This window comes from Bacteroidia bacterium (assembly GCA_041391665.1).
Taxonomy (GTDB): Bacteria; Bacteroidota; Bacteroidia; order J057; family J057; genus JAGQVA01.
The window spans coordinates 954,087-968,651 of sequence record JAWKNO010000003.1 but is presented as its reverse complement, the minus strand read 5'-3'; the positions used below and the strand labels follow the sequence as shown (position 1 = coordinate 968,651).

The window sequence follows — 14,565 nt, the reverse complement described above, 5'->3', positions numbered from 1 at the left end:
GGAAATGGAAGTAGTATCACTTACAATTATCATAAACTAATCCCCAAATTCTTCAGGTCTTTCCTTAAATCTTCCTCAGAGTAGTGGATATAAATATCCCTTTTGGCTAATTCTTTTTGAAAACTGATCTGATCCAGACCAGACAGATTTCGTGCCTGCCCCATACTCATGCGTTTTTTTTCATACATGAAGCAGGCAAGGTCAATTAATAACTCTTCTGCTGAAATATTAACTTTTACGGAATTATAAAGTAATTGGGAGAAAGTAATCTTTCCGAAGGGAGGCAGAAACCACCAGGGACACAAAGGCCTCACAAAGGGCACAAGGAAACTGCGCTTTGTGCCCCTTGAGACTTCCTTGTGCCCTCATATGTTTGCAAAGTAGAAGAAATGATGAGTACTTAAAAGAAGAATGAGGCCGGATAGGCAAGCCGATTTGTGCCCGAGTACGGATCAAGCGAGCCGATACTGACACAAAGGAAAAGTCCTATCTGGTTCTCTCCTTCAGGCTGAACAGTACTGTAGGAAGGACGACTGAAGTTGCGATCCTGAATCAAACGGTGAGAAGAGTCAAGGGGAGAGATTCATTCTTTGTATCACCTTCAATTACACTACTATGACAAAGTCCTGGATTCGTTACGGTGTGGGTTTCGACCTGTCCAAAGCCACCTTTTCTGCTTGTATCAAAGGATTGACCGAAGCCGAGCAGGAGAAGATCATCGCTACACGTAGCTTTCAAAATACGAAGGCGGGTTTTGAGGCTGCGCAAGCATGGCTAGCCAGCAAATGCAAGGATACCGATATTCCATGTAGGCTATTGCTGGAGGTAACAGGGGTCTATCACGAGAACCTCTTGCATTTCTTCCATGGCCAGGGGTATTATGTCAGTCTGGAGCTGGCCAAACGGGTGAAGAGTTATCTCAAAAGCCTGGGGCATGATTCCAAAACCGACAAGGAAGATGCCAAAGGGCTGGCCTCGATGGCGCTGCATCGTAAGTTGACACAGTGGCAACCCGTCAGTGAGCAGTTGCATGAGATTCGGCAGTTGGTTCGGTTTCGTAATACCCTGGTAGAGAGTCGGGTAGCATGGGAAAATCAACTACACGCCTATAAACATGCCCACTATTCCATCAAGGAAATCGTGCGTTCCCTCAAACGGAAAATCGCCCAAACCCACAAAGAAATCCGGACCGTTGAAGCCCAAATCAGGGCCCTCATACGTGCCGATTCCCAGCTTTGTAAACGGTTTGAGCAGATTCTCCATTCGCTCCCCGGTGTGGGGTGGATCAGTCTGGCCACCGTCATTGCAGAGACCGATGGGTTTAGTGCCATTCAGTCCGCCAAGCAACTGACTAAGTATGCCGGATATGATGTCATTGAACGCCAAAGCGGTACCCTCTCGGGGAAGACCCGCATTTCCAAACAAGGCAATGCCCGCCTGCGAACGGCCATGTATATGCCTGCCCTGGCACATTTGCGAAAAAAAGAAGGCCCTTTATTTGCCCTCTACCAGCGACTCCTCCTGCGCAATGGCGGACTTACGAAAAAAGCCCTCGTCGCCGTACAACGCAAACTCCTTTGTTTAATCTATGCCTTATGGAAATCGGACCGACCCTATGATCCCAAATATCAACCCAAACATACACCCAAACAACAGCTAGCCCCTAAAACGGAAGTAGTCCAGACTCAAGGCCCGGACTACACGAGATAGTGCGGTCTTTGACCCACTTCTCTATATCTAAGATATAACTTTTTTTTAAATTTCCCTTGCTTCTCAACACAGTACCTTCGTGGTTTATCCCAATAAGTTGATAATTCCGAACTTTTAACAGCGTATCATCTGTGATTATCAATGCCATAATCTGTTTTTTACTTACACAATTCACTACTTTTTTTTTGTAGATTTCTATTCTCATTTCGGTTCCTACATCCTAAAGCAATCCGCATTTCCCAAAAGAAATTTTTACCTTCGAAGGGTTAAATTCGCTTCTGTATGGAGGAACAAATTCTTTGGGAGGTGGGTAATCTCAGATTTACACTGAGAGAACAGCCTGGTCCCCAGGTGATCGAACTACTTGACAATATTGTATGGGGAACGCCCGGCGGCATTCGCTACCGAAAGGCGCCCTTCGCCGAAAAACCGGAAGAACTTTCTCAATCGAAATTTCTCAAACTCTACCGCCACGAAAAACTTATCACCACCCTGGGTTTGATGTACCGGAAATGCATTTTCCAAAACCAGCCCATCCATACCTATTATTTCCGCAATTTCGCTTTTGTCGAGCCGCTCCGCGTGGCGTTGCAGGCTGGGCAGGCATCTGCTTCCCCGCGAAAAAGACATGGAAACCCTTTGCGCCAACGTATGTTGCAGCTTTTTGAGAAGGATAATCTTTTCGAAAATCGCCACCCGGACGAACCGGTTTTGTTTTATGCCTATGTCATCAACAACAATGCTCGCTCTGCAAGGCTGATCAAAGACTTTGGCTTTGAAGATATCGGGACGTTTCGCTCGTTGTTGTACAGCAATTTTTTTCCCCGAATCACAGATGGGGTTACTTTGCTCCCGGCCGGACGGGTAGGGGAAATGACGCAAAAACTCGCAACACAGTATGGCGATAGCTGGCAAGCTGATCCTGCAAAAATTGCCAATCCGGAAAACTACTATGTGCTCATCAGAGATGGGGAAATTCTGGCGGGCGTAAATGCGCGGCCCACCCGTTGGGAACTGATTTCCCTTCCGGGTATTTCGGGAAAAATGATCATGGAGGTACTGCCCAGATTGCCCTTTATCCGTCAAGGTTTTCAGCCTGACAACTTTCGGTTTGCCGCATTGGAAGGGTTGTATGTGCGTCCCGGAGCAGAAGAGGTCTTGTCAAAATTGTTTGCTTCTGTATGCGCCCGCATGGGACTAAATATCGCCATGATCTGGCTGGATGAAAAAAGCCAGACCTTTGCAATGGTAAACAACTCAGTAAACCTTGGCATCATCAACCGTCTTTCCCGCAATACGGATGCCGTAACCGTGGTCAGCCGAAGCCTGAATATGCCGGAATCTCTTGAAAATAAAATCCGGGAAGTCCCCGCATATATTTCTGCGCTGGAAGTGGTATAAGCAAAGGAGAAATATTTTTTATTTACTTAACAAAAGTATAAATAATTTTATTACATTTACTTTTGTTAAGTAAATAAAGATCATGAAAGAAGCCTCACTCGGTGAATTTGAGGAATTAGTTCTCCTCCTCGTAGCCGCTCAACATGACCAGGCCTATGGCGTTTCCATCTGGGAAAGCCTGGAGCAGCAACTGGACAAAAAAATCAATATCAGTGCGATCCATGTAGCGCTTAAGCGCATGGAAGAAAAGGGATTTGTCAGCGCCCGTTTTGGTGGCATTACCCAGGATCGCGGTGGCCGCCGGAAAAAGTTTTATGTCATAACGGCTTTTGGCAAAAGTATGCTCGACAAGCAGTACGATATCCGGACGAGCATTTACAAACAAATTCCCAAAATCTCATTCAGCTAATGAGTACCCAACCGCCAAAAAGAGCATTAAGCTTCCTGCGTTGGTTTTGCCACAAGGACCACATTGAGGAGCTGGAAGGCGATTTATGGGAGGTTTTTGAAAGCCAGGCACAACAGTCTGAAAAGAAAGCCGCACGGTTATTTTTCTGGAATGTACTTCTTCATTTCCGGCCTGAATATATCCGCCCTCTGGAAGGAAATTACACGCTAAACAACTATGGTATGTATAAAAATTATCTCAAAATCGCGTGGCGGAGTATGCTACGGCAGAAACTGTATTCCTTTATCAATATCGGCGGACTGGCAATCGGACTAACCTGCTTTCTGCTGATTTCCCTCTACGTTCAGCACGAACTTTCCTACGATCGGTTTTATGAAAATGCAGGCCGGATTTATCGTGTGTATCAGCGAATGGAGGGCAATACCTATCTTGGTTCAGATAAAATCGCCTATACTACCGTTGGACTTGCGCCAGCTCTGGTCACAGAATATCCTGAAGTAGATCATGCCACTACCTTCAGGGATCAAGCTGCGCTATTAGGCTATAATGAGAACAATTTCTACGAAGAAGGAATCCGGGCAGATCAGCACTTTTTGGAAGTGTTTGGTCATCCTTTGCTTCGCGGCAATCCTGCTTCTGTTTTGGAAAAAGATAAAAGCCTGGTTCTTACTGAATCTCTTGCCCGGAAGATGTTTGGGGAAGAAGATCCAATGGGAAAAACGGTTTTATACCAAAATGATGAAGCATTCACGGTAACAGGAATTATGAAGGATATTCCGACAAATTCTTCCCTCAAATTTTCCTTCCTGTCCTCAATATTATCAATGGAGCAGTACAGAGAGGAAATGGCAGAAGATCAGTGGAACAATAATGATTATTATACCTTTTTTACCCTTACTCCCAATGCCAGTCCGGTTGCGCTTCAGGACAAATTCCCGGCACTTTTACAGAAATATATAAAACGCAATGCTGATTACCCTTTCAAAGACAGTTATTATGTCCAATCCCTTTCTGATCTGCATCTTGAGACCGGTATCAATTTTGACATCGGCCTGAAAGGGAATGCCAAATATATTTCTCTGTTTACGCTGACGGGGATATTGGTTTTGTTGCTGGCTTGTGTGAATTATATGAATCTGGCGATTGCACGATCTATCAGAAGAGCCGGTGAAGTGGGACTAAGAAAAGTGATTGGTGCAACCAAAGGACAGGTTATGGGACAATTTCTGGGAGAGTCGGTATTGATAGCATGTTTGGCTTTGATTTTTTCTCTTGTATTGACCTATTATTTATCGCCTGTTTTTGGATATATACTTGATCGCCCGATCGAACTCAATTTCCTTGAAAATATTTACCTGTTTCCGGGTTTACTTGGGCTGGTACTGATAGTTGGCATTTTCTCGGGAAGTTACCCGGCATTTAGAATGTCATCTGTTCGCCCGATTCAGGTGCTGAAAGGTAAAATGGAAGGTCGGGTTTCGGGTTTTACTATTCAACGCTGGCTGACGGTCGGCCAATACGCAGTGTCTATTGTGTTGATTATCAGTAGTTTTGTTATTTATCGACAATTTCAATTTATCCATAATAAAGACCTTGGCTATAAAACAGATCATGTATTGACGATTTCCGTGCTGGATTGGGAACTTCCCAATCATTTCGGGGAGTTGGAAAATGAATGGGCGGCTAACCCCAATATTATTTCGGTAACAACTACCGGTGAGCTACCCGCCAATGTCACATCCGGCACTCTCATTCGGCATATTGATGCACCCAAAGAGGATAGGTTTAATATTTACCGGGCGCGGGTAGGTTATGGTTATCTGGATACTTATAGCATAAGATTAATTGCCGGACGTGATTTTTCCCGCGATATCCAGTCTGACAGGGAAGAAAGCCTTATTATCAACGAAACCGCCGCCAAAGCTTTTGGCTGGACACCGGAGGAAGCCATAGGCAAGTCCGTCCAGGATCACAAAAGAAGAAAAATCATCGGAGTGGTTAAGGATTTTCACATGCACTCCATGCATATGAGGATAGAGCCTTTGATGCTTGAAATGAGGGACACCTGGTTTGCTTTTATAGGCGTAAAGGTAAGACCTGAGAATCTGGGGGAAACTATGACTTTCCTGGAAAAAAGTATGGGAACTTATTCTCCCTATCCGTTTGAATACAAATTTCTGGACGAAACATTTGACCAACTCTACAGATCTGACCAGAAAGCCGGAGAAATGCTGGGGTTTTTTACGATCCTCTCGATTCTGATCGCTTCCATGGGGCTTTTTGGTCTGGCAGCGTTTACTGCCGGACAAAGAATAAAAGAAATCGGTATCCGAAAAGTACTGGGTGCTTCAGTGAATAGTATCGTTACCATGCTCTCCTTAGACTTTATGAAAATGGTTTTGTGGGGATTCCTGATGGCTATACCTATTGCCGGATATGTCATGAGCCAGTGGTTGCAGGATTTTGCTTACCGGATTGATCTGGAATGGTGGGTATTTGTGCTGGCCGGGGGAATCGCTGCGCTGGTCGCATTTCTGACCATTAGTTTTCAATCGATTAAAGCGGCAACCATTAATCCGGTGGAATGTCTCAAAGATGAATAACCCATTCACCCATGGAAAAACAGCCACCTAAATATCCATTAAGCTTCCTACGCTGGTTTTGCCGGGAAGACTATCTCGAAGAGATCGAAGGAGACCTGATTGAAGTCTTCGAAAAACAGGTGGAATTTTCTCCAGGCAAAGCCAAAAGGCAGTTTGCCTGGAATGTATTCCGGTCATTTCGGTTGAAAAATATTAAAACAGATGTTCCAGGTTTAAATGCCATCAATATGTTTAGCAACTATATTAAAATTGCACTCAGGATTTTCAGGCGGGAGAAATCCTTTACTTTGATCAATGTGTTGGGCCTCGCAACAGGTTTTGCCATTACCCTGCTTATTATTCAGTATGCAAGATTCGAACTGAGCTATGAAAATATGCATGAAAATGCTGACCGAATCGTAAGGCTGACCATTGACTACCTGGATGGCGAGACAACCGTAACTCAGGATTGTGAAACGTATCTGCCTATTGGCCCCCGCATTAAAGCCGATTTGCCGGAGGTGGAAGCCTTTGCCCGCGTTTATGATATAGAAGAATCAACCGTAATTATTGGGGAAAAATCCTTCCTGGTCGAAAGACCTTATGCCGCCGATTCATCATTTTTTTCCATGTTTAGTTATCCTTTACTATATGGAAGCAAAGCGCATATTTTCAACCAGCCCTATCAGATGGTTTTGACAGAATCCACTGCCCTTAAATATTTCAACCGTGTGGATGTTTTGGATGAACTGGTGAAAATGCCGCTAAATGATAAAACGGTTTCTTTTAAGGTTGTGGGTGTTGTGCCCGATAGCCCTCCCAATACGCATCTGAAATTTGATATGCTCATTTCGTTTGCGACAATGAAAACGGATTTTGATGAATCTGACGATAACTGGGATACCAATAATAGCTACACCTATGTTTTGCTTGCACCTCATACAGAGTACGAGGTATTCTCCCAAAACCTGGCTGATTTTAGCAAACAGCTCACTAAAGAGGGGAACTTTGAAAATGAGCGACTCATTGGTCAGAAAATTTCAGACATTCATCTATACTCCAAAAAGACCTTTGAGCCTGAAACAAACGGAGATGCAAATTCTGTATTTTTCCTGCTCGGGGTTGCTTTTTTGGTGATAATAAGTGCCTTTGTCAACTATATCAACCTCGCTACTTCTAAAGCGCTTGACAGGGCAAAAGAAGTCGGTATCCGCAAGGTCGTCGGGTCAACCAAAAACCAGCTGATCGCCCAGTTTTTGACGGAGTCTCTTCTGATCAATGTATTTGCCGGAATTTGCGCTTTATGGATGATCTATGTCACCAGAGAACAGTTTATCCTGCTTGCCGGCCTGCCTGAAAATTTTGCGATATTCTCGGATATGGCTTTCTGGCAGATACTGGCTGTATTTATGGTTACAGGTGTTTTCCTTTCCGGAGCCTATCCGGCATTTGTATTGTCTTCCTTTAAGCCTGTGTCTGTGTTAAAAGGACAATTCAGCCATTCCACCAGAGGGATTTTACTGCGCAAAGGGCTTGTGATTTTTCAGTTTGCGGTTACAATCATTTTATTGATACAAACCTTTACCGTGTATGAACAACTCAAATTTATGAGGAAGAAAGAGCTGGGCATGAAAATAGATCATACCGTTGTCGTCAGAGCCCCTGCACAAGATACCATTCGCCAAAATTACAGCGCCTTCAAGCAGGAATTACTCACTCAGGCACATGTACAATCTGTGTCATTATCCACCACTGTTCCCGGTTTGCCATCAAGCGAGATGAGTACGACTACAGGCATTAATCTCTCCGAAATAATCGAAGACCACAATTATAATTTTTACCTGTACTGGATTGATGCTGACTATATCCCGCAGATGGAAATTGAACTGGTCGCCGGGAAAAACTTTGAATCAGGAATTGGCAATAATCAGGGGGTAATTGTCAATGAAGAAGCCGTGAGGTTATGGGGCCTGACTGATTCGGAACAGGCCGTTGGCAAAACTTTAAGATTTTGGGGAAGGACCTGGGAAATCCGGGGTGTGCTTAAAAATTATCACCACGAATCTGCCAAAGCTGCATATATACCCATTATCCATCTGTATTCGGGTGCATTTTCGAGTTTTGCCAGCATTCGGTTTTCCGGTGGTGACCCCGCCGAACAAGTAGCACAGATTGAGAAAATTTTCAAAGCGGATTTTCCCTATACCCCATTTACCTACTTCTTCCTCGACAGTCAGTACGACAAACAGTTTAAAGCAGATGAAAGGTTTCAGGATGTGTTTAGCGTGCTGACAGTATTTGCTATACTGATTGCGTGTTTGGGACTATTTGGGATGGCCTCTTTTGTCATATCCAAAAGAACCAAAGAAATCGGTATCAGAAAGGTACTGGGGGCCAGCATCAGGCATATTTTGATCCTGCTGTCCCGGGACTTTATGAAAACAGTTCTGATCTCTATGCTGATAGGCATTCCCATCACCTATTTTCTGGTGAGAAGCTGGCTGGAAAACTTTGCATTTAGGATGGAAATCAGCTGGTGGTTATTTGCATTTCCAGCTATTGTAGTTTTTCTGCTGGTCATCCTTTCATTAAGTGTCAGAACCATCAAAACCGCCCTGGCCAATCCCGTGGATTCCCTTCGGGATGAATAAGGATTGCGATAAATTCCATAAATTCGCGCGATTTTATGGAATTTATTCTATAAATTAACGTGAGTTTGTGGAATAGACCCTTATGATGAGATTTATAGACAGGACAATTGCAGCGAAAATCACTTTCCGGCTAATAAATGAGCCGAGGAAAATAATTATCCTGTATGGACAAAGACAGGTAGGTAAGACTACTTTGGCCCATCAGGTTTTGCAGCAACAAACAGGTAAAAAAGTACTCTACGTGAACGCCGATTTGAATCCTCATGTTGATGTTTTTTCATCCCGTGATATAAGTAAATTACGGCTGTTTGTGAGTGGCTTTGATTTTCTGTTTATTGATGAAGCACAGCGAATCCCTGACATTGGAATAAATCTCAAGATACTTCACGATAATTTTCCGGAACTGCGCATTTTGGTTACCGGTTCCTCGTCTCTTGACCTTGCAAATCGTGTACAGGAACCGTTGACAGGTCGAACATGGACATTTCGTTTGCATGCCTTTTCCGCAGAAGAATTGTCTGCTGGCCCCGGGCTGCTTGACTATCATAGCAGACTGGAAGAATGGTTGATTTTTGGAAGTTATCCCGGTGTGCTTGAGTTGGCAAATCGCCAGGACAAAGCTGCGTTTCTCAGTGAGCTAACCCATGCCTACCTTTATAAAGATATTCTTGAACTTAGTGGTATTCGCCATAGCAGTAAATTACGGGACTTGCTCCGGCTCCTGGCTTTTCAGATTGGCTCAGAAGTGTCGTTTAATGAGTTGGGCCGCGCACTGGGAATGGATACTGCAACCGTCCAGCATTATATTGATTTGCTTGAAAAAGCGTTTGTCGTAAAAGTAATTGGTGGTTTCCGCCGTAATCTCCGGAAAGAAATTTCCAAAAAACAGAAAATTTATTTTCAGGATTTAGGTATTCGAAATGCTTTAATTGAAAAATTTGCACCTCTTGATCTTCGGGAAGACGTAGGCAAACTTTGGGAAAATTATCTTTTTATTGAAAGGACAAAATTTCTCGACAATCACCAACTCCGGCTAAACCGCTTCTTCTGGCGACTTCAGTCAGGGGCAGAACTGGATTATGTGGAAGAATACGAAGGGAAAATAGCAGGTTATGAATTTAAATTTGGGAATAAGAAAACACTACCCCCTTCTTCCTGGAAGGAGACCTACCCGGAGGCAACATTTACCCTGATCAACCGCGACACCTATTTGCCTTTTCTCACCCGTCTCTAGTACCTGTCCTGCCCTGTCTTGGTAAGGTATTTCGTGAGGGTTTAGGATTATGTACATTGCTCCTCATTGTACGATAACCTCAATTGCTATGAATAAATTAACTACTCTTCTTTTAAGCGTAGGAATATCTCTGTTCTTCACCGGGATGTCTCTTCCCTGCGCCGCTCAACCCGAAGTGACCGCCTGGGGCAATATGACCGGTATCCGTATCGACGGCCAACTGATGCGCTTTGAAACCAGCCTTCGGGTAGTTTCTGCCGACTGGGCAAAAAATATTCGAACCGGTAAAGAGCGCCAGAACCCTATGTACAAACGCGACGGGAAAAACCAGATCATCACCACCCGGATCGACAGTCTGTTTTTCACAGAAACATTTACCGAATCAGGAGTAGGACAGGCGAATGTCGAAATTAAAGCAGCCGCTCATAAAGATACCCTGCTTGCAGGTGCTTTTTTATGTGTAGAGTTGCCCGATGACCTGTATGCTAATGGCTCTCTGGAACTGATCGACGCGCAGAAAATTTCCTTCAGCCAAACGGCCATTCCCGGAGGCGGTGCAGAACTCCTCCGAATGGCGGCAAAAGGGATTCGGTTGATTTCTCCCGGACAACAACTGGAGGTCTCTTTTGGGGAAAGTACTACCGTCATCGTCAAAGCCTCACCAGAAATGGGCATTGTGGAGGTCTATCTTCCTTTGATGACCGCAACGATCAAAGCCGGCCAATCGGTAGAAAAAAGTTTTTCAATGAAAGTCTCCGGAAACATCGATCATTCACCCGTTACCCTCACCCTTGATCCTTCTGTGCAGGGGCGTGAATTTGCCGGTTTTGGGGGAAATTTCCGCCTTCAGAATCCAACAACTGACCCGCCGGTCATTGACTACTGCCTCGAAAATCTCCGCGTTGCGTGGGGACGGGTAGAAATGCCCTGGCGCTTTTGGCATCCCAAAGACTCTATCACTGATCCGTTGGCGGAAGCAGAAAAAAATGGTATTCACCCCCGCGTGCAGGCTGCCATGGAAATGGCCCAAAGGCTTCACAAACTGGGCATGCCGGTGATTATTTCCGACTGGTCTGCACCCAATTGGGCGATCACCGGCGAGTTTCGCTTCCGTCGCCAGCCCGGCGACCCCTGGGGAAATCCGCTCAATGAGGAGAAAATGGAGGAGATTTATGCGTCAATTACGGCTTATATCCTTTACATGAAAAAACACTATGGGGTCGAGGCCGCTATGTTTTCGTTTAATGAATCTGATCTGGGGATAAATGTGCGCCAAACAGATGAAGAACACACCCGGCTGATCAGGGGTTTGGGAAAGTATATGGCTTCAAAAGGGCTGAAAACCAAACTGCTCCTCGGCGATACCGCCGACGCCAATGGCCATCCCTTCATTCAGCATGCGATGAATGACCCGGAGGCGAAGCCCTTTATCGGCGCAATCTCTTTTCACTCCTGGCGGGGATTTGAAACTGAAACCCTCCAACAATGGGCCGATGCCGCTACCCGGATGAATCTGCCCTTGCTGGTAGGCGAAGGCAGCATTGATGCCGCTGCCTGGCGATATCCCGATATATTTGAAGAACAGATTTACGCCCTCGACGAAATCAATCTTTATACAAGGATTCTCGCTATCTGCCAGCCTGCATCGATTCTCCAATGGCAGTTGACGGCAGATTATTCTCCGCTTTCTGGTGGGGGCGTGTTTGGAAATAATGCGGAACCCCTTCATCCTACCCGACGGTTTTACAACCTCAAACAACTGGCCGCTACACCGGCAGGGGTATATGCTATTCCGGTGACCTCCGACAAGCCGTCGGTCAACTGTGCGGCTCTTGGCAACAGCAAAAAAGGAGCGTACGCTGTGCACATTGTCAACAATGATGCGGCAAGGGTAGTAACCGTAACCGGGATACCTGAAAAGGTGAAAAAACTGAAAATGTACGTAACTGACGCGCAGCGCAACATGGAAATGCGTGGGGAGATCCCTGTCGTAAACGGTGAGGTTAAGTTCCAGCTGGAAGCAGTCAGCTTTACCTCACTTATGACCGGGAAGTAATTATTTCCCTGCTCCCCAGTAAGCCATCATCAGGATAGCCCCTGCGGTTCCGTCCATAGTCGGCTCATTGGTTGCGTAGTCTCCGTTGTCGTCGTGATAAACCACAACGCCGTTCTGAACTTCGGCAAACTCGTCAGGCTCTGCCATCACGAGGCCTTTCTGGTTGCGGTGAATAGCTCCGCTTACGGGGCCGTCTACCAGGCCGCCGGGTGCTTCCCGTTTGGTCATCATCCATACACTGGTGTGCACATCGACAGGGTATTCGCCGCCGGTCGGGATACCCGTAAACATGGAGGTTCCCCAGGGGTTCCTGCCCAGCAGCCAGTCGCGTTGCGCCAGGAGGAAATCGTGATACTGAAGGTCTCCGGTCATGTCTTCATACAAGATGATCTGGGTGCATAAAGCGACCATTAGGTTATTGGAACACCAGATGAAAGGTGCGCCGACGTTAAACGGATTCTTTTTTCCCCGGGCCATACACTGCTCGATCCCGGTACGGTAATACATGGCCAATGTATCTTTAAACGGGCCGTCAACGCTTTTGTACAGGCTGTAATGGGCGACATTCACAAAAGGGTAGTAGCGGTAATGTTCGGCAGTATCAAGCCCCATCCAGGAGGTTTGTGTATTGGCTAGTCTGGCAAATCTGATGGCATCATCGAGGTAATGTTTTTCTCCTGTAGCTTTGTATAATTCAGCCGCTCCCCATTCCATATCGTCGGTCCAGGTATCTTCATTATAGCGATAGGGGGCACTGAAGGAGTTGCCCTGCTGGAAGCCTGGCTGGCGGAGTCCCATCTGGTACAGCTCTTTGGCAGCTTTCAGGCATTTTTTGGCGTAAGTTTCATCCAGCCTCAATCGGGTCCACTCGCTGTAAGCCATTGCCATGGCTGCGGCTGATCTTCCGGCCAGGTTGGCTACCCCCGTTGCCTGACTTTTGTATTTTCCCAGACCCTGGGGTTTTCCATCTGCAAAATATGCGACGCGGTAGCTGTTGGGCCCCCAGCCGTAATCAGATTTGTCTTCCAGCGGCATTTTCCAACCGATGTGGTCGCGGTCGTCGGCAATCTGGTGAAACAACTGATCCGGTGCAGGGTGGAGTTTGTGAATCCAGTCAAGGCCCCATTTAGCTTCATCGAGCAGGTCGGATGTTCCATTTCGGTCAGCTCCTGCATTTTCATCCAACACATCGGAAAATTTATCCTCCATATGGTATAGCTCGCTGGCGAGAATCATCCTTGCCGTTGCGTTACTTCCTGTAATCAGATATTTCAACTGGTCGCCGGCGTCGTGCCAGCCTCCGGTAAAATCCATATGGGTGGAATCGGGCATGGGGCCGTACATGGTTTTTCCGTCGAGCGAATGGCAGTGATACCCCTCATCAGAGGATGAAAGAAAAGGGTTGTCGCCACACCGTTGCTGCTGCATAAATTCTACGAGCAACTCATGATATTGCCCATAGACAGAATCGCTGATTTGGAATACCGCCGATTTCCATTCCCCGACCTGAAGGTAATAGGCACCCGGGGTTTTCAGGCTGGAAAAATCGAGTGTGTAATACAAAAAATCTCCCCATGCCGGCGCTTTGTCGGGTTTGGCCGGAGCCGTCAGCACTGACTCTCCCGAAGCAGTATCAATCACGGAAAATGAGCCTTGCACGGGGATGCTGGAAAATGCAATGGCTTCTTTGGTCTCTTCCGGAAGATAACCCACCAGATTGTGCCGTATGAAGACGGCAGCCGTATCAGGCGATTGGCAGGAAAAAACCAGCAGTATTACAATTAAAAATAATAGCGAAAGTCGGGCATTCATGATACAGAATATTTGAAGAAAGTTAGAAAATTCCCTTTTCAATCAGGGTTTTTCCCTTTACGGTGGGGTTTATTTTTTATCGGGAAGGCTTGCAGTGATATTAGTGTCATCAATCAAACAATCATCAATTAATAAACATCAAAATGAAACGTCTCAATTTCCTTCTCGCCTTTGCCTTTGCGCTTTCTCTTATGGCCTCCAGCTGCAGCCGTACCGATATTTCGGCCAGCGGTAAATCCATCAAACTCGCGGTCAGCGATATTCCTGCCGATGCTTCCACTTATGTGAGTACCAATTTTTCCACGCTGTCTATTGTAAAAGTAGAGAAAAAACTCAATCCTGATGGCAGTTTCAAAAGCTATGAAGTTTATCTGAGCAATGGGGTAGAGCTGTATTTCGACGAAAACTGGAACCCAATATTTGGTGGAGATGACAGTAGCAACAGTAGCAGCAGCAGCAGTGGCACGGATGACAGTTTCGACATTTCTTATTCAGACTTGCCACAGGTAACTCAGGATTACATGACCTTAAACTATCCAAACGCTCAGATAGACAAAGTGAAGAAAAAAGTTAACGACAGTGGTAACGCCCGTTCTTACGAAATCCGCCTCAAAGACAAAACACGGTTGTTTTTCAACGGAACAGGACAATTTACCGGAATCGATAAATAGTAAAGTTTTGAATGTATAGGAGTATAGAGAATGTCTTTC

10 protein-coding genes are annotated in these 14,565 nt (G+C 45.7%); 8 read left to right on the top strand and 2 right to left on the bottom strand.

Annotated elements, in window-relative coordinates; translation table 11 throughout:
* Nucleotides 1–29: 29 nt before the first annotated feature.
* On the bottom strand, nt 30–314 hold the full coding sequence (locus tag R3D00_26680) for a UPF0175 family protein (protein MEZ4776790.1): 285 nt from the start codon (nt 312–314) through the stop codon (nt 30–32).
* Nucleotides 315–615: 301 nt separating this feature from the next.
* Here R3D00_26680 and R3D00_26675 point away from each other — a divergent pair, with 301 nt between their 5' ends.
* The 7 genes from R3D00_26675 (at nt 616) to R3D00_26645 (ending at nt 12,043) form a co-directional block, all read left to right on the top strand.
* Nucleotides 616–1,710, top strand: a complete 1,095-nt coding sequence (locus R3D00_26675; GenBank protein ID MEZ4776789.1) for an IS110 family transposase — start codon at nt 616–618, stop codon at nt 1,708–1,710.
* Nucleotides 1,711–1,992: 282 nt separating this feature from the next.
* Nucleotides 1,993–3,111 carry a hypothetical protein gene (locus R3D00_26670; GenBank protein MEZ4776788.1) on the top strand — a complete coding sequence of 373 codons (1,119 nt, stop codon included), beginning with the start codon at nt 1,993–1,995 and terminating at the stop codon, nt 3,109–3,111.
* Between the two features lie 82 nt (nt 3,112–3,193).
* On the top strand, nt 3,194–3,520 hold the full coding sequence (locus tag R3D00_26665; protein ID MEZ4776787.1) for a PadR family transcriptional regulator: 327 nt from the start codon (nt 3,194–3,196) through the stop codon (nt 3,518–3,520).
* Nucleotides 3,520–6,123 carry an FtsX-like permease family protein gene (locus R3D00_26660; GenBank protein MEZ4776786.1) on the top strand — a complete coding sequence of 868 codons (2,604 nt, stop codon included), beginning with the start codon at nt 3,520–3,522 and terminating at the stop codon, nt 6,121–6,123. Before R3D00_26665 ends, R3D00_26660 begins: the two co-directional genes overlap by 1 nt.
* An 11-nt stretch (nt 6,124–6,134) precedes the next feature.
* On the top strand, nt 6,135–8,753 hold the full coding sequence (locus R3D00_26655; GenBank protein MEZ4776785.1) for an ABC transporter permease: 2,619 nt from the start codon (nt 6,135–6,137) through the stop codon (nt 8,751–8,753).
* Nucleotides 8,754–8,835: 82 nt separating this feature from the next.
* Nucleotides 8,836–9,987, top strand: coding sequence for an ATP-binding protein (locus R3D00_26650; protein ID MEZ4776784.1), 1,152 nt, complete (start codon nt 8,836–8,838; stop codon nt 9,985–9,987).
* A gap of 88 nt (nt 9,988–10,075) precedes the next feature.
* Complete coding sequence (locus R3D00_26645; protein MEZ4776783.1) at nt 10,076–12,043, top strand: hypothetical protein; 1,968 nt, start codon at nt 10,076–10,078, stop codon at nt 12,041–12,043.
* Here R3D00_26645 and R3D00_26640 read toward each other — a convergent pair whose 3' ends face one another.
* Nucleotides 12,044–13,855 carry a glycoside hydrolase family 9 protein gene (locus R3D00_26640; protein MEZ4776782.1) on the bottom strand — a complete coding sequence of 604 codons (1,812 nt, stop codon included), beginning with the start codon at nt 13,853–13,855 and terminating at the stop codon, nt 12,044–12,046.
* A gap of 143 nt (nt 13,856–13,998) precedes the next feature.
* Here R3D00_26640 and R3D00_26635 point away from each other — a divergent pair, with 143 nt between their 5' ends.
* Nucleotides 13,999–14,526: a PepSY-like domain-containing protein gene (locus R3D00_26635; protein ID MEZ4776781.1), complete on the top strand. Its 528-nt coding sequence runs from the start codon at nt 13,999–14,001 to the stop codon at nt 14,524–14,526.
* Nucleotides 14,527–14,565: the final 39 nt, after the last annotated feature.

Bases quoted from the DNA above. Each gene is read 5' to 3' on its own strand.
- R3D00_26635 (MEZ4776781.1), top strand. From the start codon at position 13,999: ATGAAACGTCTCAATTTCCTTCTCGCCTTTGCCTTTGCGCTTTCTCTT.
- R3D00_26645 (MEZ4776783.1), top strand. From the start codon at position 10,076: ATGAATAAATTAACTACTCTTCTTTTAAGCGTAGGAATATCTCTGTTC.
- R3D00_26665 (MEZ4776787.1), top strand. From the start codon at position 3,194: ATGAAAGAAGCCTCACTCGGTGAATTTGAGGAATTAGTTCTCCTCCTC.
- R3D00_26675 (MEZ4776789.1), top strand. From the start codon at position 616: ATGACAAAGTCCTGGATTCGTTACGGTGTGGGTTTCGACCTGTCCAAA.
- R3D00_26655 (MEZ4776785.1), top strand. From the start codon at position 6,135: ATGGAAAAACAGCCACCTAAATATCCATTAAGCTTCCTACGCTGGTTT.
- R3D00_26670 (MEZ4776788.1), top strand. From the start codon at position 1,993: ATGGAGGAACAAATTCTTTGGGAGGTGGGTAATCTCAGATTTACACTG.
- R3D00_26650 (MEZ4776784.1), top strand. From the start codon at position 8,836: ATGATGAGATTTATAGACAGGACAATTGCAGCGAAAATCACTTTCCGG.
- R3D00_26640 (MEZ4776782.1), bottom strand. From the start codon at position 13,855: ATGAATGCCCGACTTTCGCTATTATTTTTAATTGTAATACTGCTGGTT.
- R3D00_26660 (MEZ4776786.1), top strand. From the start codon at position 3,520: ATGAGTACCCAACCGCCAAAAAGAGCATTAAGCTTCCTGCGTTGGTTT.